The 22,799-nt window shown below is 60.0% G+C and carries 19 protein-coding genes; 10 read left to right on the top strand and 9 right to left on the bottom strand.

The genetic code is table 11. The features are described from left to right. Positions 1 to 21: 21 nt before the first annotated feature. Positions 22 to 2,220, bottom strand: coding sequence for a putative bifunctional diguanylate cyclase/phosphodiesterase (locus ACQY8Q_RS25480; RefSeq protein ID WP_428429267.1), 2,199 nt, complete (start codon positions 2,218 to 2,220; stop codon positions 22 to 24). A gap of 394 nt (positions 2,221 to 2,614) precedes the next feature. On the opposite strand from ACQY8Q_RS25480, the gene ACQY8Q_RS25475 reads away from it, so the two are divergent. From ACQY8Q_RS25475 to ACQY8Q_RS25455, 5 genes are all read left to right on the top strand, one after another. After that, positions 2,615 to 3,361 carry a fumarylacetoacetate hydrolase family protein gene (locus ACQY8Q_RS25475; RefSeq protein WP_428429265.1) on the top strand — a complete coding sequence of 249 codons (747 nt, stop codon included), beginning with the start codon at positions 2,615 to 2,617 and terminating at the stop codon, positions 3,359 to 3,361. Positions 3,362 to 3,554: 193 nt separating this feature from the next. Beyond that, on the top strand, positions 3,555 to 4,430 hold the full coding sequence (panC, locus tag ACQY8Q_RS25470) for a pantoate--beta-alanine ligase (RefSeq protein WP_428429263.1): 876 nt from the start codon (positions 3,555 to 3,557) through the stop codon (positions 4,428 to 4,430). Positions 4,431 to 4,432: 2 nt separating this feature from the next. Continuing rightward, complete coding sequence (gene panB / locus ACQY8Q_RS25465) at positions 4,433 to 5,254, top strand: 3-methyl-2-oxobutanoate hydroxymethyltransferase (protein WP_428429261.1); 822 nt, start codon at positions 4,433 to 4,435, stop codon at positions 5,252 to 5,254. Positions 5,255 to 5,431: 177 nt separating this feature from the next. Then, complete coding sequence (locus ACQY8Q_RS25460) at positions 5,432 to 6,148, top strand: AzlC family ABC transporter permease (protein WP_428429259.1); 717 nt, start codon at positions 5,432 to 5,434, stop codon at positions 6,146 to 6,148. A 2-nt stretch (positions 6,149 to 6,150) separates the two neighbouring features. Then, positions 6,151 to 6,462, top strand: coding sequence for an AzlD family protein (locus tag ACQY8Q_RS25455; RefSeq protein ID WP_428429257.1), 312 nt, complete (start codon positions 6,151 to 6,153; stop codon positions 6,460 to 6,462). A 38-nt stretch (positions 6,463 to 6,500) separates the two neighbouring features. On the opposite strand, the gene ACQY8Q_RS25450 is transcribed toward ACQY8Q_RS25455, so the two are convergent. The 5 genes from ACQY8Q_RS25450 to ACQY8Q_RS25430 all read right to left on the bottom strand — a co-directional run bounded on the left by ACQY8Q_RS25450 (position 6,501) and on the right by ACQY8Q_RS25430 (position 11,828). Next, positions 6,501 to 8,336: a M24 family metallopeptidase gene (locus ACQY8Q_RS25450; protein WP_428429255.1), complete on the bottom strand. Its 1,836-nt coding sequence runs from the start codon at positions 8,334 to 8,336 to the stop codon at positions 6,501 to 6,503. A gap of 512 nt (positions 8,337 to 8,848) precedes the next feature. Next, the gene (locus ACQY8Q_RS25445; RefSeq protein ID WP_428429253.1) at positions 8,849 to 9,727 is read right to left on the bottom strand and encodes a 50S ribosomal protein L11 methyltransferase; all 879 of its coding nucleotides are present in this window, start codon (positions 9,725 to 9,727) and stop codon (positions 8,849 to 8,851) included. An 86-nt stretch (positions 9,728 to 9,813) separates the two neighbouring features. Then, positions 9,814 to 10,944, bottom strand: a complete 1,131-nt coding sequence (locus tag ACQY8Q_RS25440; RefSeq protein WP_428429251.1) for an FAD-dependent oxidoreductase — start codon at positions 10,942 to 10,944, stop codon at positions 9,814 to 9,816. Positions 10,945 to 10,964: 20 nt separating this feature from the next. Next, positions 10,965 to 11,564 (bottom strand): SCO family protein, encoded by a 600-nt coding sequence (locus ACQY8Q_RS25435; RefSeq protein WP_428429249.1) that lies wholly within the window; start codon positions 11,562 to 11,564, stop codon positions 10,965 to 10,967. A 105-nt stretch (positions 11,565 to 11,669) separates the two neighbouring features. Continuing rightward, positions 11,670 to 11,828 carry a hypothetical protein gene (locus tag ACQY8Q_RS25430; protein ID WP_428429247.1) on the bottom strand — a complete coding sequence of 53 codons (159 nt, stop codon included), beginning with the start codon at positions 11,826 to 11,828 and terminating at the stop codon, positions 11,670 to 11,672. A gap of 235 nt (positions 11,829 to 12,063) precedes the next feature. On the opposite strand from ACQY8Q_RS25430, the gene ACQY8Q_RS25425 reads away from it, so the two are divergent. Together ACQY8Q_RS25425 and pncA are read left to right on the top strand one after the other, a co-directional pair. After that, positions 12,064 to 12,528 carry a chemotaxis protein CheW gene (locus tag ACQY8Q_RS25425; protein WP_113243302.1) on the top strand — a complete coding sequence of 155 codons (465 nt, stop codon included), beginning with the start codon at positions 12,064 to 12,066 and terminating at the stop codon, positions 12,526 to 12,528. A 158-nt stretch (positions 12,529 to 12,686) separates the two neighbouring features. Next, positions 12,687 to 13,355 (top strand): bifunctional nicotinamidase/pyrazinamidase, encoded by a 669-nt coding sequence (pncA, locus tag ACQY8Q_RS25420; RefSeq protein ID WP_428429245.1) that lies wholly within the window; start codon positions 12,687 to 12,689, stop codon positions 13,353 to 13,355. Here the strand turns inward: pncA and ACQY8Q_RS25415 are convergent. Continuing rightward, positions 13,327 to 13,824 carry a CreA family protein gene (locus ACQY8Q_RS25415; protein ID WP_428429243.1) on the bottom strand — a complete coding sequence of 166 codons (498 nt, stop codon included), beginning with the start codon at positions 13,822 to 13,824 and terminating at the stop codon, positions 13,327 to 13,329. The two genes, pncA and ACQY8Q_RS25415, sit on opposite strands and share 29 nt — an antisense overlap. Before the next feature lie 71 nt (positions 13,825 to 13,895). Beyond that, a complete protein-coding gene (locus ACQY8Q_RS25410) occupies positions 13,896 to 15,146 on the bottom strand; it encodes a diguanylate cyclase domain-containing protein (RefSeq protein ID WP_428429241.1) in 1,251 nt (416 codons plus the stop codon). Between the two features lie 875 nt (positions 15,147 to 16,021). On the opposite strand from ACQY8Q_RS25410, the gene ACQY8Q_RS25405 reads away from it, so the two are divergent. Together ACQY8Q_RS25405 and ACQY8Q_RS25400 are read left to right on the top strand one after the other, a co-directional pair. Then, complete coding sequence (locus tag ACQY8Q_RS25405) at positions 16,022 to 17,101, top strand: DUF2778 domain-containing protein (protein WP_428429239.1); 1,080 nt, start codon at positions 16,022 to 16,024, stop codon at positions 17,099 to 17,101. 226 nt (positions 17,102 to 17,327) lie between these two features. Then, positions 17,328 to 18,353 carry a FecR family protein gene (locus ACQY8Q_RS25400; protein WP_428429238.1) on the top strand — a complete coding sequence of 342 codons (1,026 nt, stop codon included), beginning with the start codon at positions 17,328 to 17,330 and terminating at the stop codon, positions 18,351 to 18,353. A gap of 70 nt (positions 18,354 to 18,423) precedes the next feature. Here ACQY8Q_RS25400 and ACQY8Q_RS25395 read toward each other — a convergent pair whose 3' ends face one another. Further along, the gene (locus tag ACQY8Q_RS25395) at positions 18,424 to 20,595 is read right to left on the bottom strand and encodes a CHASE2 domain-containing protein (protein ID WP_428429237.1); all 2,172 of its coding nucleotides are present in this window, start codon (positions 20,593 to 20,595) and stop codon (positions 18,424 to 18,426) included. 218 nt (positions 20,596 to 20,813) lie between these two features. On the opposite strand from ACQY8Q_RS25395, the gene ACQY8Q_RS25390 reads away from it, so the two are divergent. Continuing rightward, a complete protein-coding gene (locus ACQY8Q_RS25390) occupies positions 20,814 to 22,616 on the top strand; it encodes a diguanylate cyclase (protein ID WP_428429236.1) in 1,803 nt (600 codons plus the stop codon). The last annotated feature ends 183 nt before the right edge of the window (positions 22,617 to 22,799 follow it).

Here is a 22,799-nt window from a genome sequence, read left to right as displayed (position 1 = left end):
TCTGGAAGATCGGGCCGCGCTTCAATGCATCCTGATGGGGATTTGACCCGCGAAACCTCTGGCCAGGAGCACGGCGGTCTGTTCTGGCGGAAGCGCCTTGCCATAGCGATATCCTTGACCGGCCTTGCATCCCAGCCGCCGCAAGCTGAGCTCCTGTTCCTCGGTCTCGATGCCTTCGGCGATCGTTTCCAGCCCAAGTTCGTTGCTCATCGTCAACATGGCCCTGGTGATGGCCGCATCATGTGGGTTTTCCGTCATCTCGCTGATGAATGACCGGTCGATCTTCAGTGTCGTCAGAGGAAACCGTTGCAGCGAACTCAGCGAAGCAAAGCCTGTGCCGAAATCGTCGAAGGCGATGCCGACGCCGAGATCGCGCAGGTGGTGTACAGCTGCAAAAGCGTTGTCGTCGTTGAGAAGTGCGATCGTCTCCGTGACCTCAAGACCAAGGGCGGACGGCGGGAGGTTGTGTTCCGCAAGCGCGCTTATGACATGCTGAACAAGGGTTCCGGCACGATACTGGGCTGCGAAGAGATTGACGCTGACCTTGATCGGCGGCAGGCCGATTGCCCGCCATGCCGCCGCCTGACGGCAGGCTTCGCGCAGAACCCACCAGCCGACCGGCAAAGCGAGCGAGCTTGATTCCACTGCCGGCAGGAAATTGGCGGGATAGAGCAGGCCGTGCTGCGGATGCTGCCAGCGGATCAGCGCTTCCACACCCAGGATATGCCCGTCTGCCAGCGAAACCTGCGGCTGATAGTACAAGACCAACTCGTTATTCTTTAGCGCGCGCAGCAGTTCGTCCTGGGTTGCCCGCCGGGCGAGCGAATCGCTGCGCATCTCAGGTTTGAACATCAGCATGGTACCGCCACCGTCCTGCTTTGCCCGGTAGAGTGCGAAATCAGCGCTGGCCAGCAGTTCTTCGGCATCGGTGCCATGGTGTGGCGCAAGCGCGATGCCAATGGTGGCCGCGAGTTGGAAAACGTTGCCGCCAACATCGAACGGTGCTTCGAAGGCCGTCAGAACCGCATCGATCGTGCCCATCGCTTCATCGGCAGGCCTGTCACCGGGCAACAGGATCGCGAATTCGTCACCGCCGAAGCGCGCCACGGTGACATCGGCCGCAAGAACAGATGGCAGGCGGACGGCAACAGCCTGGAGCAAGGCATCGCCGACCACATGGCCGAGACTGTCGTTGACATCCTTGAAGCCGTCTAGATCGAGCAGGGCAACGGTTGCGGCCCGGTTTTCCGACAGCACCTCCTGCAGCAGATTTTCAAACCGGTGCCGGTTGCTGAGCCCCGTCAGTGTGTCCTGATTGGCCATTCTGAGCAGCCGGGCATCGCGCTCGCGCCGGTCGGTAATGTCGCGGATTACCGCCCCCATGCCGACGCCGCGTTCGTCATTCCACAGCGACAGGGAAATTTCGATCGGCACTTCGGTCTGGTCGCGTTTGCGGGCAACAACCTCGACCGTCTTGCCGATCAGTTTCGTCGTGCCCCCTGCCAGAACCCGTGCAAGGCCCGCATGATGGGCGCCGCGAAACCGGTCGGGAATGATGATGTCGATCAGCTGGCCGATCATCTCTTCCTGCCGGTAACCGAACAGATTCAGCGCTGCGCGATTGACGAATTCTATCCGCCCGGCGGCATCGATTGCGAAGAAGGCCAGCTCCGTCGCGCCGGAAAAGTTCATCACCGTCGAGCGGATGATCTCCGTGCGACGCAGCCGCATCTGTTCCATGACTAGCGCGCCGAGAAGTTCGAGCGTCGTCTTTTGCTGATCTCCGAAATCGTGACGTGGCACCGTATCTGCAATGCAAAGCGCGCCGATGCGGAAGCCTTCGGCGGTTGTCAGGGGTGCGCCGGCATAGAAGCGAAGGAAGGGCGTGGCCGTCACCAGAGGGTTACCGGCAAAGCGAGGGTCTGCCTGCATATCGTCGATGACGAGGACCTGGCCGCTCTCTATCGTGTGGGTGCAGATCGATATGGATCGGGGGATATCGGCGATATTGATCCCATGCGCTGCCTTGAAGCGCTGCATATCTTTTTCGACCAGTGTGATGAAGGCCATCGGTGCATCGAAAAGCTGGGCGGCGAGGTGTGCGATAGTGTCGAACCGCGGCTCCGGTGCGGTCCCGGCGATCCACAGGTTCGACAAGGCCTCCAACCGGCCGCGCTCTATAGGGCCGTTTGTGCCTGCGTCAGCCGTTTCCGTGCCCATTCGACATTCCGATTTGGCTCTATGGTGATGGCAGTATCTGCACCGGCAATCGACCATCGTTGCCGGTAGGTCTTCAAAGTAGTCAGAACCCGTTATCAAGCACTGAATAAATGGTGTGTAATATATTAAATATCACTTTTACGTGTAATATTGTACGGTAATGATGCGGGAGGTCAATAAACCTCACCTGTAAACTGCTCCGGCACTCTAACACATCCGCAAAGGTTCGATATGCCGACGGCATGCTGAATAGGCATTGGCCGGTTTGGGCGCATCAATACTTACGGGTTTTCTCCACAAATTCGGGGCGACACCTGCCGTCAAATAGTATCCTATGGGGGCAGGCGGTCGAAGAACTGCCGGTGTCAACCAGAACCCGAGGAACACGCAAGCGATGAAACTGGCCACTCTGAAAGACAGTACCCGCGACGGCAAACTCGTCGTCGTCTCCAAGGATCTGACCCGCTGCTCGGAAGTCGGCCATATTGCCCGCACCCTTCAGGCCGCACTCGACGACTGGGCCCATGCCGGTCCCCGGTTGGCACGGGTTGCCATCGGCCTTGAGACCGGTGCGCAGCCGACCATGCGGTTTCACGAGCATGATGCCGCTTCGCCATTGCCGCGCGCATTTTTCTGGGCCGGCGGCTCCGGTGGTTTTACCGGCCCGCGCGATCCGATCTCGGTAAAGGAGGGGGCTAGCAATATCTCTGCGACCGCACAGCTCGCCGTCATCGTCGATGACGTGGACGTGCAGGCGGGGGCTGATGAAGCCAAGCAGGCCATCCTCCTCGTTCTGCTGGCCAATGATGTTTCGGCCGATGGAGCAGGCGCCGCGTCATCATTTTCGCCGGTTGCGGTCACGCCGGACGAATTAGACGAGGGGGCGGATCTCTCCCTGCTCGTTCGCCGCAATGGTGAGCCGATCGCCGGCGGCAAGGGCAGCGCGAAGGGCAATGCCGTCGCCGTGGTTGCTGCGGCCGCAAAACGGTCACTGATCGCGGGCAGCATTGTCGCAACCGGTTCGTGCTTCATCACCTCCGCTCTGACCGCCGGTGACGTGGTTCGCATCGAGATGAACGATCGTACGGGCCATTCCATCTTCGGTGCCATCGAACAGACGGTCGAAAAGCGCGGCAAATAACCGGATCGGGCTCCGGGCATCCCGGAGCCCGTTTCTCCGCCTGACAATTCTTGCCTTCAATTCTTGAATTGTCTTTTTGCACTGCACACGTTAGGAAAACCGCGCCGGGTTTCGTGCGGATGCTCGCAGCGAAAACTGGCAAGGCCAGCCGCAGTGAACAAGGCGGCATGCTTGCGGATTGGAGGATCCCGAGATGGAAACAATCACCACCATAACCGATCTGCGCGCGCGCCTGAGCGGCCATCGTCGCGCCGGAAAAACCATCGGCCTCGTTCCGACCATGGGTTATCTGCATGTTGGCCATATGGAACTGGTCGCCCGCGCCCGCGCGGCAAACGACATCGTCGTCGTCAGCCTGTTCGTCAATCCTTTGCAGTTCGGTGCCAATGAAGACCTGACCAAATATCCGCGCGATCTTGGCCGCGATCAGGCGATGCTGGTCGAAGGCGGTGCCGATTTCCTGTTTGCACCCGGCGTCCTCGATATGTATCCGCGGCCGATGGAAACCGTGGTCGATGTGCCGACGCTTGGCAGCGAGCTGGAAGGCTCGGTGCGTCCCGGTCATTTCGCCGGTGTCGCCACGGTCGTCACCAAGCTGTTCAACATCGTCCAGCCGGATCGCGCCTATTTCGGCGAGAAGGATTTCCAGCAGCTGCAGATCATCCGCCGCATGGTCGAGGATATGGCGCAGCCGGTTGAGGTGGTCGGTGTGGCTACGGTGCGCGAAGCTGACGGGCTCGCCTGTTCGTCGCGCAATGTCTACCTGACACCCGCCGAGCGGGCTGCCGCGGCAATCGTACCGAAGGCACTCGATGAGGCCGAACGGCTGATCGCCGGCGGCGTGACGGATGTGGCCGTCATTGAAAAGGCGGTCACCGATTTCATCGCGTCCGAGCCCCTGGCAAAGGCGGAAGTCGTCGCGTTGCGCGATCCGGAAACGCTGCACGAATTGACGGAAATCGGCGAAAAGCCGGTTCTTCTGTTGCTTTTTATCCGCTTCGGGAGCACGAAGCTGCTCGATAACCGGGTTTTCAGCCCAAAAACCGCAAAATTTGCAAAGGTGGCATGAGCATGAGTGTACAGGCAGTAAAGCGGCGCCTGAGCCCCGGCAGCATTGAGGCATTGAAGGGTGAGCGGCCGATCGTCAGCCTGACGGCCTATACGACGCCGATTGCGCGTCTGCTCGATCCGCATGTGGATTTCATGCTGGTTGGCGATTCCCTCGGCATGGTGCTCTACGGTCTCGATTCGACCGTCGGCGTGACGCTCGACATGATGATCGCCCACGGCCAGGCCGTCATGCGCGGATCTGAAAAGGCCTGCGTCGTTGTCGACCTGCCGTTCGGTTCCTATCAGGAATCGAAGGAGCAGGCGTTCAACAGTGCTGCCCGCATCCTCAAGGAAACCGGCTGCAGCGCCGTGAAGCTCGAAGGCGGCGCGGAGATGGCGGAAACAGTTGATTTCCTCACCCAGCGTGGCATTCCGGTGCTCGGTCATGTCGGCCTGATGCCGCAGCTGGTCAATACGATGGGCGGTTATCGCTCGCTCGGCCGCAGCGAAAAGGAAGCAGCCAAGATCCGGCGCGACGCCAAGGCCATCGACGATGCCGGCGCGTTTGCCATCGTCGTCGAAGGCACCATCGAGCCCTTGGCACGCGAGATTACCGAAACATTGCGGGCTCCGACCATCGGCATCGGCGCATCGCCGGCCTGCGATGGCCAGATCCTCGTCACCGACGACATGCTCGGCATCTTCAGCGATTTCAAACCGCGTTTCGTCAAGCATTTCGTTGAACTGGCACCGCAGATGTCGGCGGCTTTCGAGGCCTATGCCAACGAAGTCAAGGCGCGGACGTTTCCGGGTATTGAGCACACGTTTCAGGTGAAGCGCTGATCCGCTGAAAGGGCCGGGCTACAGCCGGCTCCGCTCTGATCATAATTTTGGATCACTGCATCAATCTTATTGAATTGTTCGATAGGCCCGCCGGGCCTATCTGTGCGCTTCATCACGAACGCATCTCGGCAAGTGTGACCGGCAAATGGCCGTGGTCGCTCCGGAAAGTTTCCTTCAATGACAAAAGACGATTTCTGGCAGGGCGTGCGTGGCGGGTTTCCCGTGATGGTGTCTGCCGCGCCCTTCGGAGCGCTGTTCGGTGCGCTCGCGGTCGATAACGGATTTTCCGTTTTCGATGCGGTGTTCATGAGTGCCACGGTTTATGCCGGCGCCAGCCAGATGGTCGGCCTCGAACTGTTCGGCCATAATGTCCAGCCCTGGCTGATTATCCTGTCGATTTTCGCCGTCAATTTCCGCCATATCCTCTATTCGGCGTCGATCGCCCGGCACATCCGCCATTTCTCCGGCCTGCAGAAGTTTTTCGCCTTCTTCTTGCTGGTTGATCCGCAATATGCCGAAACCGAAAAGCGGGCCGAGCGCGGCGAACCGGTGACCTTTGCCTGGTATCTCGGGTTCGCGATGATCATCTATCTGCCCTGGCAGATGATGACCCTGCTTGGCGCGATCTTCGGGCAGATGATCGGCGATCCCAAGGCCATCGGTCTCGACGTGCTCCTGCCGATCTATTTCATGGGGCTAGTTCTCGGTTTCCGCAAGCGCGACCACTGGCTGCCGGTCGTGGCGGTCAGTTCGCTGGCTTCGATTGCAGCCATGCATTTCGTTGGCTCGCCCTGGCATGTCAGCATCGGCGCCATCGCCGGCATCGCACTTGCCGCCTGCATGCCGCTGTCGAAACGGCATGAAGAACCGGTGACGCTGGAGCATGAGGTCTGATCATGGATAATGCGGAACATATGCAGCTGATCTACGTGATCCTGGCTGCGGCTGTCGCGACGTTTCTCACCCGCATCGGCGGCTATGTGATGATCACGCAGATGAAGCGCATCCCGCCGCGTATGGAGGCGGCGTTGAACGCGGTGCCTGCGGCCGTGCTGTCGACGCTGGTTGCGCCAGCTTTCCTTTCCGGCGGCTGGGATGTGGCTGTGGCCATGCTCGTCGCTCTGGCAGTGGGGTTGCGCTACTCGTCGCTCTGGATGCTGCTGGCCGGCTGGCTCGTCGTCATGGCGATCCGGCATCTCTTGATCTAGTAAAAAGGCCCGCTCCTTTCAAAGCGGGCCTGATTTTCTTAGCGGCTGAGCGGTGCTGTCGCCGCTTTCAGCCAGGTTTGCGCCGCTTCATCCGAAATCAGCGGCAACAGCTTTTCCTGCGTTTCCTGATGGTAGACGTTCAGCCAGGACAGTTCCTCGTCCGTCAGCAGGGCTGTAACAACCAGGCGGCGGTCGATCGGGCAGAAGGTCAGCGTCTCGAAACCCAGCATCGGCAGGTCGCCGCCGTCTATTTCGGTGGCTGCAAACACGTGCACGAGATTCTCAATGCGGATGCCGAATGCGCCGGGGCGGTAATAACCGGGCTCATTGGAGAGCATCATCCCGGGCAGCAGTTCCTGCATGGAGGCGCGGGAAATGCGCTGCGGACCTTCATGCACCGAAAGGTAGGAGCCGACGCCGTGGCCGGTGCCGTGGGCGAAGTCAGCGCCTGCCTTCCACAGCGCAATGCGCGCCAAGGGATCGAGATCAATGCCGCGCGAGCCTTTCGGGAAGCGGGCAATGCTAATGGCGATCATGCCCTTCAAAACCAGAGTGAAGAAGCGGCGCTGCTCGTCCGGTACGGTGCCGATCGCGACGGTGCGGGTAATGTCGGTGGTGCCGTTGATGTACTGGCCGCCGGAATCGATCAGGAACATGGTGCCATCGGCGATGGTCAGGTCGCTTTCGGTGGTCACCCGGTAGTGCATGATCGCGGCATGCTCGCCAGCGCCGGAAATCGTGTCGAAGGAAATGTCCTTCAGCGGGTTCTGCATCCGCTGGCCAACAGAGGTACGGCAGGCCTCCAATTTTTCGACGGCGGCAATCTCGGAGATCGTTCCCGGCTGCGTCTGGTCGAGCCAGGCGAGGAATTCGACCATTGCTGCGCCATCCTGCAGATGGGCGCGGGCGGAGCCTTCAAGCTCGGCGGCATTCTTGCAGGCGCGGGGCAGGCGGGCGGGATCGATTGCTTCGATGATCGTGCCGCCACTGACGCGGATGCGTTCGGCCAGCGCAAAGGGTGCATGATCGGGATCGATCATGATTTTTTTTCCCGTCGCGGCAAGGGCGGCGATCTTGTCGTCGAAGGAGGACGGTGCCTCGAGGTTGGAGAGCTGGGTGAGGTAGGCTTCCTCCTCGATCCCGGCCTTGCGCTTGTCGAGGAACAGTTCGGCTGTGCCGTCCGCATGAACAATGGCGCGGGCGAGGGGGTGCGGCGTGTGTGGAACATCGCTGCCGCGGATGTTGAAGGTCCAGGCGATCGATGATGGGTCGGTCAGAACGACGGCATCTGCACCGGCCTTGGCGATCTCTGCTGCCATCGTCACCAGCTTGTCCTTGGCAAGAATACCGGAATGATCGAGCGGCTGGATCTTGACGCGGCCGAGCGGTGCGGTTGGCCGGTCTTTCCATTGGCGGTCGAGCGGATTGTGGTCGAGGAAGACCAGCGAACCGCCAAGCCCTTCCAGAGCCTTCTCCAGCTTGCGAACCTCGGCGCCCGTATGAAGCCAGGGATCGATGCCGAGGCGGAAGCCCTTTTTGCCGTTGTGCTCCAGCCACAGATGCGGCGGTTCGCCGACGAGATCGCCGCCGGTGAAAACAGTGCCGTCAACCTGTTCCTTGAGCTGGGTGACGTAACGGCCATCGACAAAGACAACCGCTTGTTGCTGCGTGACGAGAACAACGCCCGCAGAGCCGGTAAAGCCGGTGAGCCAGGACATGCGTTCGGCCGATGCGGGCACGTATTCGCCCTGGAACTCATCTGCGCGGGGAACGAGAAAGCCGTCGACATTCAGGGCGGCAAGTGCTGCCCGCAGCGCATGGACGCGCTCCTTACCGAATTGCGGAGTGGAGGTGACTGCAAAAGACTGGAACATGGATTTTTCCTGCGATGGGAAGGAATCGGGACCGGGATCGCGCGGTGCGATACGGATCGATTCCTCAAAGGGTGTAGGCAGTCTAGCGGAAACAACCAGCGCTGCGAAAGCCCGTCTTTATTGCCTATAGTTTGTTGAACGATCTTTCCGTGTTGTAGAACGTATGCATCATGTGCATGGCACCCATGCTGCAATGCAGCTAGACCGGTTTTCAGAATAGTCTATAAACCCACTCAACGAACACGGATGCAAATCTGTTGTTCACGCGAATGCCGAAAGGCAAGAGCTGCACGGTCTGAACATGGTTGGTCATCCTTCTCCTCCTCCCTCCCGGGTGGCCAATTTCAGACTGTGAAGAGTCCGCTTGAGCGCTCCTCCTCCTCAAGCTCGCGGACATGACCGGCTTGCCGGTCAGCGGGCGGTGCTTCGGCATCGCCTTCGTATTGAAAAACCCGCTTGTCCATGACGGACAGGCGGGTTTTCCTTTTTCCGGTCTTTGAAATTCCTGCTGCCTATGGACGGTCGAGATGGATCGTCACCCAGCCATTGCGCCAGATGGTGCGGACATGGCGCAGGTGCTGGCCATTATAGGCCGAGAGCACCTTCCAGCGCTGCGACGCAAGAATGCCCGACAGAATGACCGAACCGCCCGGTGCCAGATGGGTGGCGAGCTGCGGTGCCATCTTGATCAGCGGACGGGCCAGAATGTTGGCGATGATCAGGTCGAACGGGCCATGCGCTGCAAAAGCCGGCGAGTGAAAGCCGGGTGCCGTCACCGTGGTGATGCCGGTTGCGATGCCGTTGCGTTTGACATTTTCGGCGGCAACCCGCGTGGCGATCGGGTCGATATCGGTTGCCAGAACCGGAACCGGCTTGATCTTGCGGGCGGCTATGGCCAGCACACCGCTGCCGGTGCCCAGATCGAGCGCATTGCGAACCTTGCGGGCACGCATGACGGTTTCGATCACTTCAAGGCAGCCAGCCGTCGTACCGTGATGACCGGTGCCGAAGGCCTGACCGGCGTCGATCTCGATGGCGATATCGTTCAGCCGCACCTTGTCGCGGTCATGCGAGCCATGCACGAGGAAACGCCCGGCGCGAACCGGCGACAGACCCTCCAGCGACTTGGCAATCCAGTCAACATCCGGAATGATTTCACGCTCAAGCACGGCATCTGGAAACCGGGCGGCGACAACCTTCGCGAAACGCACCCGCATTTCGTCTTCTTCATCGAAGTCGATATAGAGCGAGGCCTCCCAGATATCCTTCTTCTCGTCCATTTCCATGGTGGCGATGGCATAGCCTTCGTCCTCAAAAGCATCGGTCATCAGGTCCAAAACGACTTCGGAGAGCTTTTCGGTCGTGGTGATGAAGAGGCGCAGGTCGGCCATGTCTTTGTCCTTGTCGGCAAGTGCTTGCCGTCGGGACGGCTTGCGGCGCTCTAGCATGCCGGGCGATGCGAGGTAAAGCGCAGTGCCTATTGCGCGCCGAGAATCCAGGGCGGCGGTGGGGTGTCCTGACCTGCAGCATTGCGCAGAAAAGCGTTGGAGACGCTGGGGATATGATTGACCATTGGTAACAGAAGCGACCGCATCCGTGTCAGGAGTGGATTTTTCAGGGTGATGAAGGCCGTGATGCGACGGGTATCCTTGAGCACCGTCTTGACGGCCGGCATTCTGAGGTCTGAATAGTCCTGCTCACGGCCTTCCGATATCAGAAAGGCCAGCCAGCAGGCATCCTCGATGCCGAGATTCATGCCGCGAGCACCGGCCGGCGAATGCACGTGGGCGGCGTCTCCGGCCAGAAACACATTGCCGCGGCTCATAGTCTCGACATGGCGGAAGCTGATCTGGGACTCCGAGCTCCACGTCCGCTCCAGAACCATGGCCGGATGCTCGATGCGCGTTTCGAAATCCTCATCCGTTGAAAGGTAGCGCAGGGTATCCTCGTTCACCGGCAACCGGCCCAGCACGCCCGGATTCAGAAAATTCATCTCGATGAAACCGGTATCGACCGGTTGCGCATAGCGGTAGTCGGCGAGGAAAAAACGGCTCTCGATGGCATTGCCCGGGAAGGCAAACCCAAACGCCTTGCGCACGGCGGAATGGGCACCGTCCGCGCCGACCAGCATGTCCGGCTCCACTGTTTCGGTGCGGCCATCGCTATACTGCAGGGTGACCACCGGCTTTTTGACATCGCCGGATAATGCGGTGAGTTCGGTCGACCATTCCGGAACGATGCCGAATGCCGACAGTCTTTGCAGCAAAAGCCGTTCCGTTTCGCCCTGGGCCAGGATCTGGATTGGGCAATAGCGGCTGCGGAAGGTTTCGGTCTCCAGCGTGACCAGCGATTTTCCGGCCGCTGATATCTTGAATTTTGTCAGCCGCCGGGCCTTGGCAAGGATCAGGGCGCTGACGCCGGAGGCTTCCAGTAGCGTCAGGGTTCTGGCGTTGACGCCGAGTGCCCGGCTTTCGTGGATGGGTGTCGGTCCGGCTGCCTTTGCCACGAGGCGGGATTTGAAACCCCGCCGCGCCAGTTCGAGCGCGAGAGCCAGTCCGGTTGGCCCGGCTCCGGCGATCAGAATGGACTTTCCGTTGCCTTCACCCATCAGTCCCTCGCGATGGCGGTTTATTTCTTGGTCAGGTTTTCCAGTTTCATGACGGCTGCCTCTGGATTTTCCTCGTAGGCGATCGTGCCGGTGAATTTGCCCTTGGAGTCGAGCAGGAACACCGATGCAGTATGATCCATCGTGTAGTCGCCGTCAGGTTTCTTTTCGTCCAGCGGCACTTTCTTGGCATAGACCCGGAACCCCTTGACCATCTCCATGACTTTTTCCGGCGGGCCGGAGATGCCGGTGATGCGCTTGGAGACGTTGGAGACGTATTGCCCGAGGACCTCCGGCGTGTCGCGCTCGGGATCGACGCTGATGAAATAGGCCTGCAGCTTGGTACCGTCAGGATCGACCTTTTCCAGCCAGCTGTTCAGTTCAAACAGGGTGGTAGGGCAGACTTCCGGGCAATGGGTGAAGCCGAAGAACAATGCCGACGGTTTGCCGATGAAAGCTGCCTGGGTAATCGGCTGTCCGGTTTGGGAAACCAGTTCGAACGGGACGCCAAACGGACCGGCGGCGATCTCCTCCTTGCCCGTGCTCATCTGATAACTGATCCAGCCGAGTGCGGCTGCAACGACGGCCACGGCCGCCCAAAGAACGATGCGAAGTGTTTTCATGATGATGTCCGCTCAAAACCTGCCCAATATCGATGTTCAGATAGCGGTTTGGCCCCGGCGTTGCAAAACATTCACGCTGCCAGCGTCAAAATGCGGCAGGCTGCGTCAGAAACACCAGGACATGCCGTTCTCGGCCATGGTCAGCAGCATTTCCGGACCCTGAACGATCCATCCGAGAAAGGCGGCAAGAGACAGGAGCAGGAACACGCCTCCAATGGCAGCGATCATCAGGCTCTGTGGCTGTTTTCCGGCTTCGTCGTTCATCCCGCAATGATATCCTGCCGGCTTCGACTTTGAAAGCCGTTTCGCAATGAACGGGCGGCATCCGGAAGGCTCGTTCGCGCTGTCCCGTACAAGAATTTGGTAATCATTTTAGCAAAAGTTTAATGTGTGTTTGCCATGTTCTGGATACGCAAAGGGGTTTTGGCGGGAGCCTTTAGTCCGTGTCGTCCTTGCCGAAGGCATCGGGTTCCGCTGAAAACTGGGAAGAGTTCTGATCATGTCAAACGCAATCAAGCAGTCTGGTGCCTATCTGGAAATCGTGTCTTTCCATCTGGGCGATCAGGAATTCTGCATCGACATCATGGCGATCCGCGAAATCCGCGGCTGGGCGCCGGTGACGCCGATGCCGCACACGCCGCCTTATGTGCTTGGCCTCATTAACCTGCGTGGCGCGGTGATCCCGGTTATCGACATGGCCTGCCGCCTTGGCATGAAGATGACCGAGCCGTCGGAGCGTTCGGCGATCATCGTCACCGATATCGCCGGCAAGCTGGTCGGCCTTCTGGTCGAGCAGGTGTCCGACATGATGACGATCAAGAGCGAAGCTTTGCAGCCGGCGCCCGAGATCATTCCGGAAGCACAGCGCGCCTTCTGCCGTGGCATCGTTGCCCTGGAAAAGAGCATGGTATGCTTCCTCAATCTCGATACGGTCATCGCCGACGAACTGGCGCAGGCCGCTTAAATCAGCCGTTTTAATCAGGAAAGGACGTCATCCGGAGAACCGGTGGCGTCTTTTTCGTTTGGGCATCTCACGGACTTGCGAAACGCACTGCCCGTATTGTGCGCTGCAGCAGTTACGCATAGCATTGCTGTACGATGCGTAACGCCTGGAGATTGCCTGTGAAATGCCTGCTGCTCGTCGATATTCAGAACGGTTTCTGCTCAGGGGGAAACCTTGCTGTCCCGGATGGCGAAGCCGTCGTTGCTGTCGCCAATCGGCTGATGGCTGAGGGCGCCTATGATCTGGTCGTCGCGTCGCAGGACTGGCATCCGGCTGACCATGGCAGCTTTGCCTCGCAGCATCCCGGCCGCCATCCCTTCGAAATGGGGACGCTTCACGGCAAGCCGCAGATGCTTTGGCCAGATCATTGCGTACAGGGCACGGCTGACGCCGATTTCCATCCGGCGCTGGATGCGGCGCGCATAGACCATGTTCAGCGCAAGGGCGAAAACCGCAACGTCGATAGTTACTCCGCCTTCCGCGACAATGACCATGCGGCCCTGACGGGGCTGTCACGGTATCTGATCGACGCCGGGGTCGATCAACTCGATGTCTGCGGCCTTGCCACCGACTACTGCGTCAAGGATTCGGTGGTTGATGCACGGTTGCTGGTGCCCGGCGTTGCCGTTCGTGTTGTCATCGACGCCTGCCGGGGGATCGATCCCGGCGGAGTGACAGCCGCCATTGCCGAAATGTCAGGGGCTGGCGCCCGGATCGTCACGTCCGGCGAGGTCGTGCAAGGCGTCAAGGATGATGCCTCTATTTCGGCGCACCGTTCGTCCAGGTGACCGGCTGCTCAAACAGCGGAATGGTCGAGATCGACATCTTGGCAGAGCCATCGGTCAACTCGCGCGAATGGGCAAGATAGATCAGCGTGTTGTTCTTCTTGTCATAGACGCGGGTGACGACGAGTTTCTTCCAGATCAGCGACAACCCTTCGCGGAACACTTCCTCGCCGCCCTGGTCAAGCTCGATATCGCCGATCGTCACTGGGCCTGTCTGACGGCAGGAGATCGAATTGTTCGACGGGTCCTCGAACCAGTTGCCGTTCTTCAGGCGATCGATAACGCTTCGGTCGAAATAGGTGACATGGCAGGTGATGCCTGCGACTTTCGGATCGCTGACGGCATCGATGGTAATGTCATTGCCGAGCCAGTCGACGCCGACTTCCCCCACCGTTTCGGCTTGCGCGGAAAAACCGGCAAGACTGGTCGCAAGAAAAGCGCAGGCGCTGATGAAACGGATGGGAAGTGGCATTGTTGGTTCTCCGGATATGATGCCACTGACATAGGATAGGTGGTCTGCAATGCAAGCGGCTGATGCGGATATCAGCCTGTGCTGGACAACGACTGCGCCGGACCGACGGCTGCGCGCATCTGGGCGGCAGCACCGGCAAGGGCGCGGGCGCTGGCAACAGATGCCGCGTGCAGGCTTCCGGCCATGCTCAGCCTGTCACGCCCCAAGGCCTTGGCCTCGTAGAGCGCCACGTCGGCCTGAACCATGACATCGGCCAGCGACCCGCCGGGATCGACCATGGCAATGCCGATGCTGACTGTCAGGCCGATTTCCGCGCCCTTGTCCGCCAGGGTGGGTGTCGTTCTAACGGCCGTACAGATCGTCTCGGCGATCTCTGCTGCGTCCAGCCTGCCAGTATTGGCAAGAGCGATGCCGAATTCCTCGCCCCCCAGACGTCCGAGAATGCCCCGGCCGTCGAGAGCCTTTTTGACAATCCGGGTGAAATGAACAAGGGCTGTATCTCCACCGGCATGGCCATAGAGGTCGTTGATCTGCTTGAACCTGTCGAGGTCGAGCAGCATGAACGCTGTTTGCTGGCGGGATCCCGCCGCCGTGGAGAACATTTGCTCGAATGCGGTCATGAATGCGCGGCGTGACAACGCACCGGTCAAGTCATCATGGGCGATGATGTGGCGCAGGTTGGCAAGCATCCAGCCGTGCAGCATCAGGATGATGCCCAGAAAGAAGAGTGGCATGATCAGCAGGCGGGCAGCGAGGAATGCCGTTGTCCAGATCGGCGGAGGCAGGGCGCCGTCCATGACGTCCAGCCCGGTCGCGACGGTTGCGACCCGAAAAGCATGAAGGATGGCGACCAGGAAAACCATGACGCAGCAAAACAACATATACGGGGCAATTGCCTGTTCTCTTGGCCAGTGGCGCAGGATGGCCGCGCCGATCAGGACGCAGGTCAGGCTCAAAACCCCGTTTCCGGTCACGATGCGTGCTGAATAGCTATCAGCGGCATAGCTGAAGACCAAAAGAACGGCGGTGACGCCGGTCAGAATGACGACGATCTGCCACGGTCCGAGTGGCTTGCGGCCCAGAAACTGCAGGAAGCCTCTCAGTATCAAAAGGCCAGCTGTGACAATCAGTGCCCCGCCGACAATGGTGTGAAACCACGCGGAGACGACACTCGCAGCCAATGTCACCGAAGCCGCGAGGGCTGTCAGCAGGCAGGCGGTACAAAAGCTTGCAATGCCCGGAACACCCGTCTTGCGCAGCGACAACAGCACGGGGAACATGAGCGAAAGAGAAATGACTGCAATGGCGGAAAGAAAGCTCATAGCCGCGGATTCCTCCCGGGTGGCGTTCAAAAAAGTTTGGTCCGTTGAGGCGGATAAGGCCAAATTCGTAGGGTCCGCGATTTAATTTTTTCAGCCGAAAGTCGCTGCAATTTTAACCAATCCGGCAATCGTACTGCAATTTCCACGGGTATCTATGAGGTGGCGGGTCAAATATGCCCGGGCTCCGTGAAGACGGGCCGGCGTTGCACCTTCACGGCACTCTTGAACGCCTCTGCGGCAGGGAATTTACAGAGAAACGAGCGGTTCAAATCGCCCTGTGCAGACGCGCGATTCGTGCAGAAGTCCGGGCGGCAAACTGCCGGAACCAGTTATTCCGCAGATGCCGCTATTGCCGCATTCCGCACTGCCGACATGACTTATCATGCCCAACCGGGGTTCTGGCCAGAGCCGCGAAAAATATCGCGCATTTGAGCGTCTCCTTATTCTCGCCCAAAATAAAGGCTCTGAGACCGGACGCAAATGCAGTTTTTTGAGCTTCAGGCTGAACGCAAGCGGTCGTGCGCCGGTGCTTCAGCTGACCGTCAGACCATGATGTCCTGGGCGGGGAGGGTTTGCCTTCCTCGTTTTTTGCCTGCGGCAGGTGCCGCTCTCCTATGCCCACCTCGCTCCCTGATATTCTTGGAGCCCGTGTAAAGGAATTGGTTACCATACTTTGTCATTCTTTCGATCGACCGGCAGGCCCCGGCAAGCGCGCACTTCAGCGCATCGTGGGCCTCGGACCGGCCTCGGCGGCAATGCGTCTTGTTGCTCTCCGATTGAGTAATGCGTTTCGGGTAACGAGTATCATGGCGTTTGCAGCAGAAAAATGCAGTCATCCCGCATCTTCCGGAAGGGCGCGGACGCGTCCTAGGCCCTTGTCGCGATTGCTCAACGGCGCCACTATTGCCAGTATCGGCATTGCCGCGTCTGTCTGGATGGTCGCGACTTTCGCGGCAATGCAGAACATGGGCTCATCGCTGCCGTCCAGCAAAGGCCCTCGGCTCGAGGCCTCATTGGGGCTGAACCCGATCGTGCACGCTACGCCGCAACAGCGCGTCGTGCATCTTTCCAAATTTTCGCGGCTGACCGTTCTGCCGCGCATGAACCTCGTTGCCACGGCGGCTCCGCAAAAAAGCCTGGCTGCGATCGCCATGGTCAAGCCGGCGGTGGATTTTGCCGAAAAGACACAGGTTCTGGCTTTGGCAACCGCAGCAGCGGCCAGAGGCGATGCGGTTATCACCGGCTCGACGCCGGTGACGGCCAACGCGCTGGTCGAGACCGTGTCGCTGAAGGAACAGGGGCTGGGCAAGCCATTCAGCCTGGTCATGCCGGAACCGGCGTCGTCGCTGAACGGCATGCTGCCCGATCTCGGGCCGTTGCCGCTGGCCAAACCACGAAGCCTGGCCGATACGACCCGCAAGCCTGATGACAGGACCACCAAGCCTGCAGCCAAGGAACTGGCCTACGCCAAACCTGATTTCCCGATGGACGACAACAACGAGGTTCGGCCGGCATTTCGCGGCAAGAGCGGGGTGGCCTATTACGATATCTCGGCTGGCGTGGTCTACATGCCGAACGGCGAAAAGCTGGAGGCACATTCCGGCATCGGCAAGATGCGCGACAATCCAGATTATGTACACGTCAAGATGAAGGGCCCGACGCCGCCCGGCACCTACAAGGTGACGATGCGCGAATCGCTTTTCCACGGTGTTGCCGCCGTGCGTCTGACGCCGGTAGACGGCGTCGCCCCGCATGGCCGCGACGGGCTGCTTGCCCACAGTTATCTCCTGAGAAACCGTGGCGATTCCCACGGCTGCGTCGCCTTCGAGGAATATCCGCGCTTCCTGAAGGCCTTCAAGCGTGGTGAAATCAGCCAGATGATCATCGTCAAGAGCATGAAGGGCTTCTCCGCCCCCAAGCGCACCTTCGCCTCGCTGTTTTCCAAGGGCGCGTAGGCGGGCTTCTTCAATCCACAGCAGGGGCTGACTATATTGATCAAGGGCGCGAAATCTTAGAGGTCTCGCGCCCTTGCCGCGTTTCGCAACGTCATTCCTCCCCCACCTGCCGGCAAGTGCTGCTTCGGCATGGTTGCCCGCTATCCCGGACCGGGCCGATCTGCCATTCACGGGTCAAGAGACATGATATTTATGATGTGCTAATATACGCCTCTTGGGAGGGGAAATGTTTGCTCCTTATCGGGTAAGCGTCATGGCGTTTGGCTTGCTGGTCCTCGGTGCCGGGGAGTTAAAGGCGGTCGAGTCAATCGGCAAGGCGGTCGAGATCAAAACTGCAGTGACGGGGGCACGTGGCGACCTGTCGATCAACGACCCGGTATTCCAGGACGAGCGGATCCGCACATCCAAATCTGGCCTCGGCCAGTTCATCTTCCGGGATGATACCAAGCTTGCCGTCGGATGGGGCTCGTCCGTCGTGGTCGACAAGTTCGTTTTCGACGGCGCCAATTCGGTGAAGAAACTGACGATCAAGGCTGCCAAAGGGACTTTTCGCTGGGTCAGCGGAAAATCCAACCACACGGCCTATGAAATTCTGACCCCGGCCGGGACGATCGGCGTGCGTGGAACCGCATTCGACTTCTATATCGGAGGCGACGGCACGACGGCCGTGGTGCTGCTCGGTGGCGCGGCCAGTTTCTGTGGCGCGGGTGGCTGCCGGCAGTTGACCCGGCGCTGCGACTACGTCGTTGCCAAACGCAGCGGAGCCGTGACCGATGCCCGCAGGGTTGATCGCGGCATCTTCAAGGCGCTCGGCAATGCCAGAGCGCTGCCCTTCCTGTCGGGCAATCAAAAGCTTGCCGCCAGCGGCGGTTACGGCGGCTGCGGTCTTGCCAGGGCGGATGACATCCAGCGCGACGACATCACGCCTCGCGTTCCCAATCAGGTGCGGCCGACGCGGGAGACCCCCGACAAGCCCGGGAAAGATCCAAAACCTGACGATGATAAACCGCACCATCACCATGACGACGACCCCGGCAAACATCATGACCACCAAGACAGGGGGCACGATCATCATGAGCATCTTGGTGATCACGATAAACCCGACAGACCGCATGGCGACCGCGACAAGCACGATAGAGGACATGGCGACCGCGACAAGAATGATCGCCAGCACCGTGACGACAGGCAAGGCGAGCATGGGCGCAAGGGGCACGATGACAAGGGCCCCAATGATGGCGGTGCAGACGATTGACGTTGGCATCACGGTGGTATCGAGCCGACCGTCACGCCGCCCATCTGCAACTTTCCGAACATAATCTACGTCAATCGGCTGGCTTGTCCTCTTTTTGAGCCGAAACGTGCGAAAAATGTTCCGTCCTGCGCGAGATGCGGCGATAGAACTCTGTCAGATTGACCGGCAGTTCGGCCGCCTTCGATTTTGCAGCCAGAAGAAGTTTTCGTGCCGCCCGCGACCTGGAGGCGAGGGCGTCGATCGTCTGAGCGTGGAGTTTTTTCAAATCGCGAAATTCCGCCGAGACGGCGATACTGTCATCTCCAATGACGGCGAAGGTGCGGGTCCTTGTGCTCTTGCCCTTGAGTGGCAAAGCGCCCGCTTCCAGCAGAGCATATTGCGGTGCGCGGTTCGCGGTGCTCTCTGAGACGAGGATATCGAAACAGACATCCTTGCAAGCTGTCTCGATCCGCGCCGCAACGTTGACGGTATCGCCGACAGCGGAATAGTTGAAATGGGTTTCCGCACCCATATTTCCGACGCAGGCCAGCCCGGTATGGATGCCGATGCCGATGCCCACGGTGTTTGCGGGTCCAAATCCGAAGGCGTCTTTCGCATTGAGGTTGGCAAGCGTCTCCCGCATAGCCAGTGCCGCATGCACCGCCTTGGCCGGGTGATCGGCGACATCGACGGGTGCGTTCCAAAAGGCCATGATCGAATCGCCGATGAACTTGTCGAGCGTGCCTTCGTTGGCGATGACGTGGCGGCTTAGCGCATCGAGAAAGGTGTTGAGGAAGCCGACCACTTCGGCCGGCGTCAGCCGTTCGCTGATCTCGGTGAAATTTCGCACATCGACGAACATCACCGTCAATTCCCGGTCGTCACCGCCAAGACGTAGGGCGTTTTGGGTATGCTCGATGCGATAGAGCAGCGACGGCGAAAGGTAGTGACCAAAGGCCAACCGGACTTCCCGGCGCTCCCGGTCAATCACCAGAAAGCGGAATGCGGTTGCTGCGAAATGCGTGATGGACCCGCTAACGATCGGCGCCAGCGGGTCGAAGAGCAAGCCGCCATAGAGAAAAGCGATCCAGGATGCGGCAAGTGCCAGCGCCGTGATCGACAGGCCGCAGGCCAGCGCGACAGCAGGACTGACGAAGGTGGTCAGGAATACCAGCAAAGTGCCCGCCACCGCGATAGACAGGATTTCAAGTCCATCGGCCCAATCGGGCCGCGATAGAAACTGTCCGGACAGGATTTGTTCGACGATCTGGGCCTGAAGCGAAACACCGGGGACGTTTTCGCCCAGGGCTGTCGTGCGGATGTCCTGAAGCCCGGCGGCTGACGTGCCGATGAAGACGATGCTTCCCTGGATAGCTGCGTCTGTTCCGGATGCAGTACCATCTTCCGCGAGGATCGTCCGTGCCGAAATGTACCTGTCCGCCCTGTCGGGACTGACGTAGAGCCAGAGTTCTCCGGCCGATGTCACTGGGACGACGAATGCGCCGATCTTGATCATCGTGATGGTATCCCGCACGTCGGGCGCATCGGCGAGCACATAGGTGGATGCACCCTGCGCGACGCGCAACGCCTCCAGAGCAAGGTTGGGATAGAGTTGCTCACCGTCGCTCAGCAAGAGTGGAACGGTGCGCACAACAGCTGACGGATCGCCCGGATTGAGGCTGATATGCCCGAGGCCGGCGGCTGCGGCTTCAAGCTGGGGACGAAGGGGCGTCGCGCTTTGAATGCGGGGCGGCGCGTGAAAGGGCGGTTCGCCCGTAAAGGCAAATCCGGCCTTGATATCGGGCCGGTCGGTTCCCTCGTTTGAAAGTGCAAACCCCAGCACGACTGGCTTGCCGGTGATCGATCGTGCGAAGATTTCGTCATTGTCTGGCAAGCGCTCAAGCAGCGACGGATCAATGCCTGCGACATCGCGAACGACGGTGCGCGGCGAAAGCCGGTCGGGCTCCGAAAACAGGATGTCGAATGCGATCGCCGATGCCCCCATCTGCGATAGCCTGTCCACCAGTCTGGCCATGCGGTCCCTCGGCCAGGGCCATTGGCCGAGCTCCCGAAGCGAGGCTTCGTCGATATCGACCACGCGCACCGGCAGATCCTGAAACGTGCGCGGCGCCAGGCGTTGATATTCATCGAACGCCACTTCGCGCGCCTGCTTCATCAGTTGTGGATCGCTTGCCCGCAGGAATGTGAGGGCTGCGACGATCACCAGACCGACAACGACGCCAACTTGCTGCGCGCGTGTCATCACTACGCCATCCGTTTCTAGGGCCCGATCCAGCCTAGCACAGACGATGCGGATCGGGAAAAGACGTGTGCCGGCCCCCTGAGGGACGGGTGCATGCCTCTTTCTGACACAAGGAAGAGAGCCGTTTCAGGCTCTCGCGGGGGTCCCAACAAGGTTGGGGAATTGCCACCGCAGGCACCGTGCTTTAATCCCGTCTACACTCTCTGGGGGCGGTTTTCATGCGAATCAATGCGATCACGAATTGGGCCTACGGCGTTACAGTCGTCCTGACCGTGCTTTCGGGTGGCGCGTTCATCCTGTCGACCAACAGCGCCAATGAGGAACGCCGGGCTGTCGAACAGCATCTGGCATTCGATACACTGTCCGAGGAACTGGCACTTGGCGCCGAGGAGCGAAGCGACGAGGCCCGTCTGTACGTCATGCGCGGCGAGGAACGCCATCTGGACGCTTTCCATGGCAAGGAAGGCGAGGAGCGCCGGCGTGAGGCCGCCATCAAGGACGCCAAGGCGCAGGGCGCTTCAGCTGCTGAACTGACAGCCCTTGCAGAGGTCGAGCAGGATGCCGAGGCGCTGGACAAGATCGAGGCCGTTGCAATCGAGACCTATCAGAACGGTGACCGGGCGGCGGCACAGCAGGCACTGTTTGGTGGCGAACATGAGCGGCTGCAGACGGATCTGCTGGATAGTGTCGGGCGGTTTCGTGATCTGACCGCTGCCCGGACCGGGGATGCGCTCAACGATGCGCGGTTGCGAAGCGATTGGTTCGGCGTGGTCGCCAAGACGATGCTGGGGCTGACGGCAGCTCTTTTCCTCGGTGTCCTTTATTTCGTTCTCAGGCGGCGCATCGCCATGCCGCTGATGCGCATGACCGGTATCGTCACGCGGCTGGCCAAGCAGGATTATGCCGTGGATGTTCCGCTGGACCAGCGGCGCGACGAGATCGGCGAGATGAACGAAGCCATCCATATTTTTCGCGCCAATGGTCTGGAGCGTGATCGACTGGATGCCGAGCGTCGGCTCGATCAGCAGACCAAGGATCTGATCCTGCAGATGATGCACCGGCTGCAGGCCTGCCAGACGCAGAGCGAACTGGCCGATGTCGTGGCGCGGTTTGCACCGCAGATATTTCCCAACCTTGCCGGCCATCTCTATGTCCTCAACGAAAGCCGGACATTGCTGTCGACTGTCGGAAGCTGGCTCGATCCGCAGCAATCGGCGGCGTCCTTTGCCTCCAGTGCCTGCTGGGGGCTGCGGCGCGGCCGGCCGCATCTGAGCAATCGCGGCCACAGCGACATTGCCTGCCAGCATCTCGACGAAAGCAATGTCGCCGGTCTTTGCGTGCCCTTGACGGCGCAGGGCGATACGATCGGGCTGCTCTATTTCGAGGAGCGTTCCGAGGCGATGACGGATGTCGAGACCTCGCGCCTCTATCTGGAGCTGATTGCCGAGAATATCGGTCTTGCGGTTGCCAATCTGCAATTGCGCGAAAAACTCACCCATCTTGCCGTGCGTGATGCGCTGACCGGACTGTACAACCGGCGCTGGCTGGACGAGACCCTGAACAAACATGCCCGCGAGGAGGCGACACGTCTGCTCGTCTGCCTGATGATCGACATCGATCATTTCAAGCGTTTCAACGACGAATTCGGCCATGATGCCGGCGATGTGGTCATGCAATATGTGGCGCAGATCGTCATCGACATGGTGGGTGAAGCTGGGAGTGCCTACCGCTTCGGCGGCGAGGAGTTTACCGTGTTGTTGCCGGGCATGACGGAAGCCGCCGGGTTCGAGTTTGCCGAGACGCTTCGGACCAAGATCGCGACTGCGCCTTTGTCGCATCGCGGCCGGATTCTCGGCTCGGTTGCCGTGTCCATCGGCGTGGCGTCGTCTCCTGCCGGAGGCACGGTGCCGACATTGCTGACGCGGGCTGATGCGGCGCTTCTGAACGCCAAGGCCGGTGGCCGCAACATGACGGTGTCGGCAGCAAAACTGATTTTAGGCGACGTGCAGGACCTGGCATAGGGCTTGCTCCTGCCGATCCGGAGGGGTTCTCCAAACCCATCCGGCGCACGCAAAAACCGCCGATCGGGCAGGGCCGTTCACTCCCAAACGCAAAAACACTTTCAAAAAAAACGCATACAGTCAAAAATCGTATGCCCGCTATGGTTTGACGACATGCGTTCGGGAGAAATGCATGGAAGCATG

Origin of the sequence: Pararhizobium sp. (assembly GCF_965279435.1) — a bacterium.
Classification (GTDB): Bacteria; Pseudomonadota; Alphaproteobacteria; order Rhizobiales; family Rhizobiaceae; genus Pararhizobium.
This window is presented reverse-complemented; position numbering and strand designations above follow the sequence as displayed.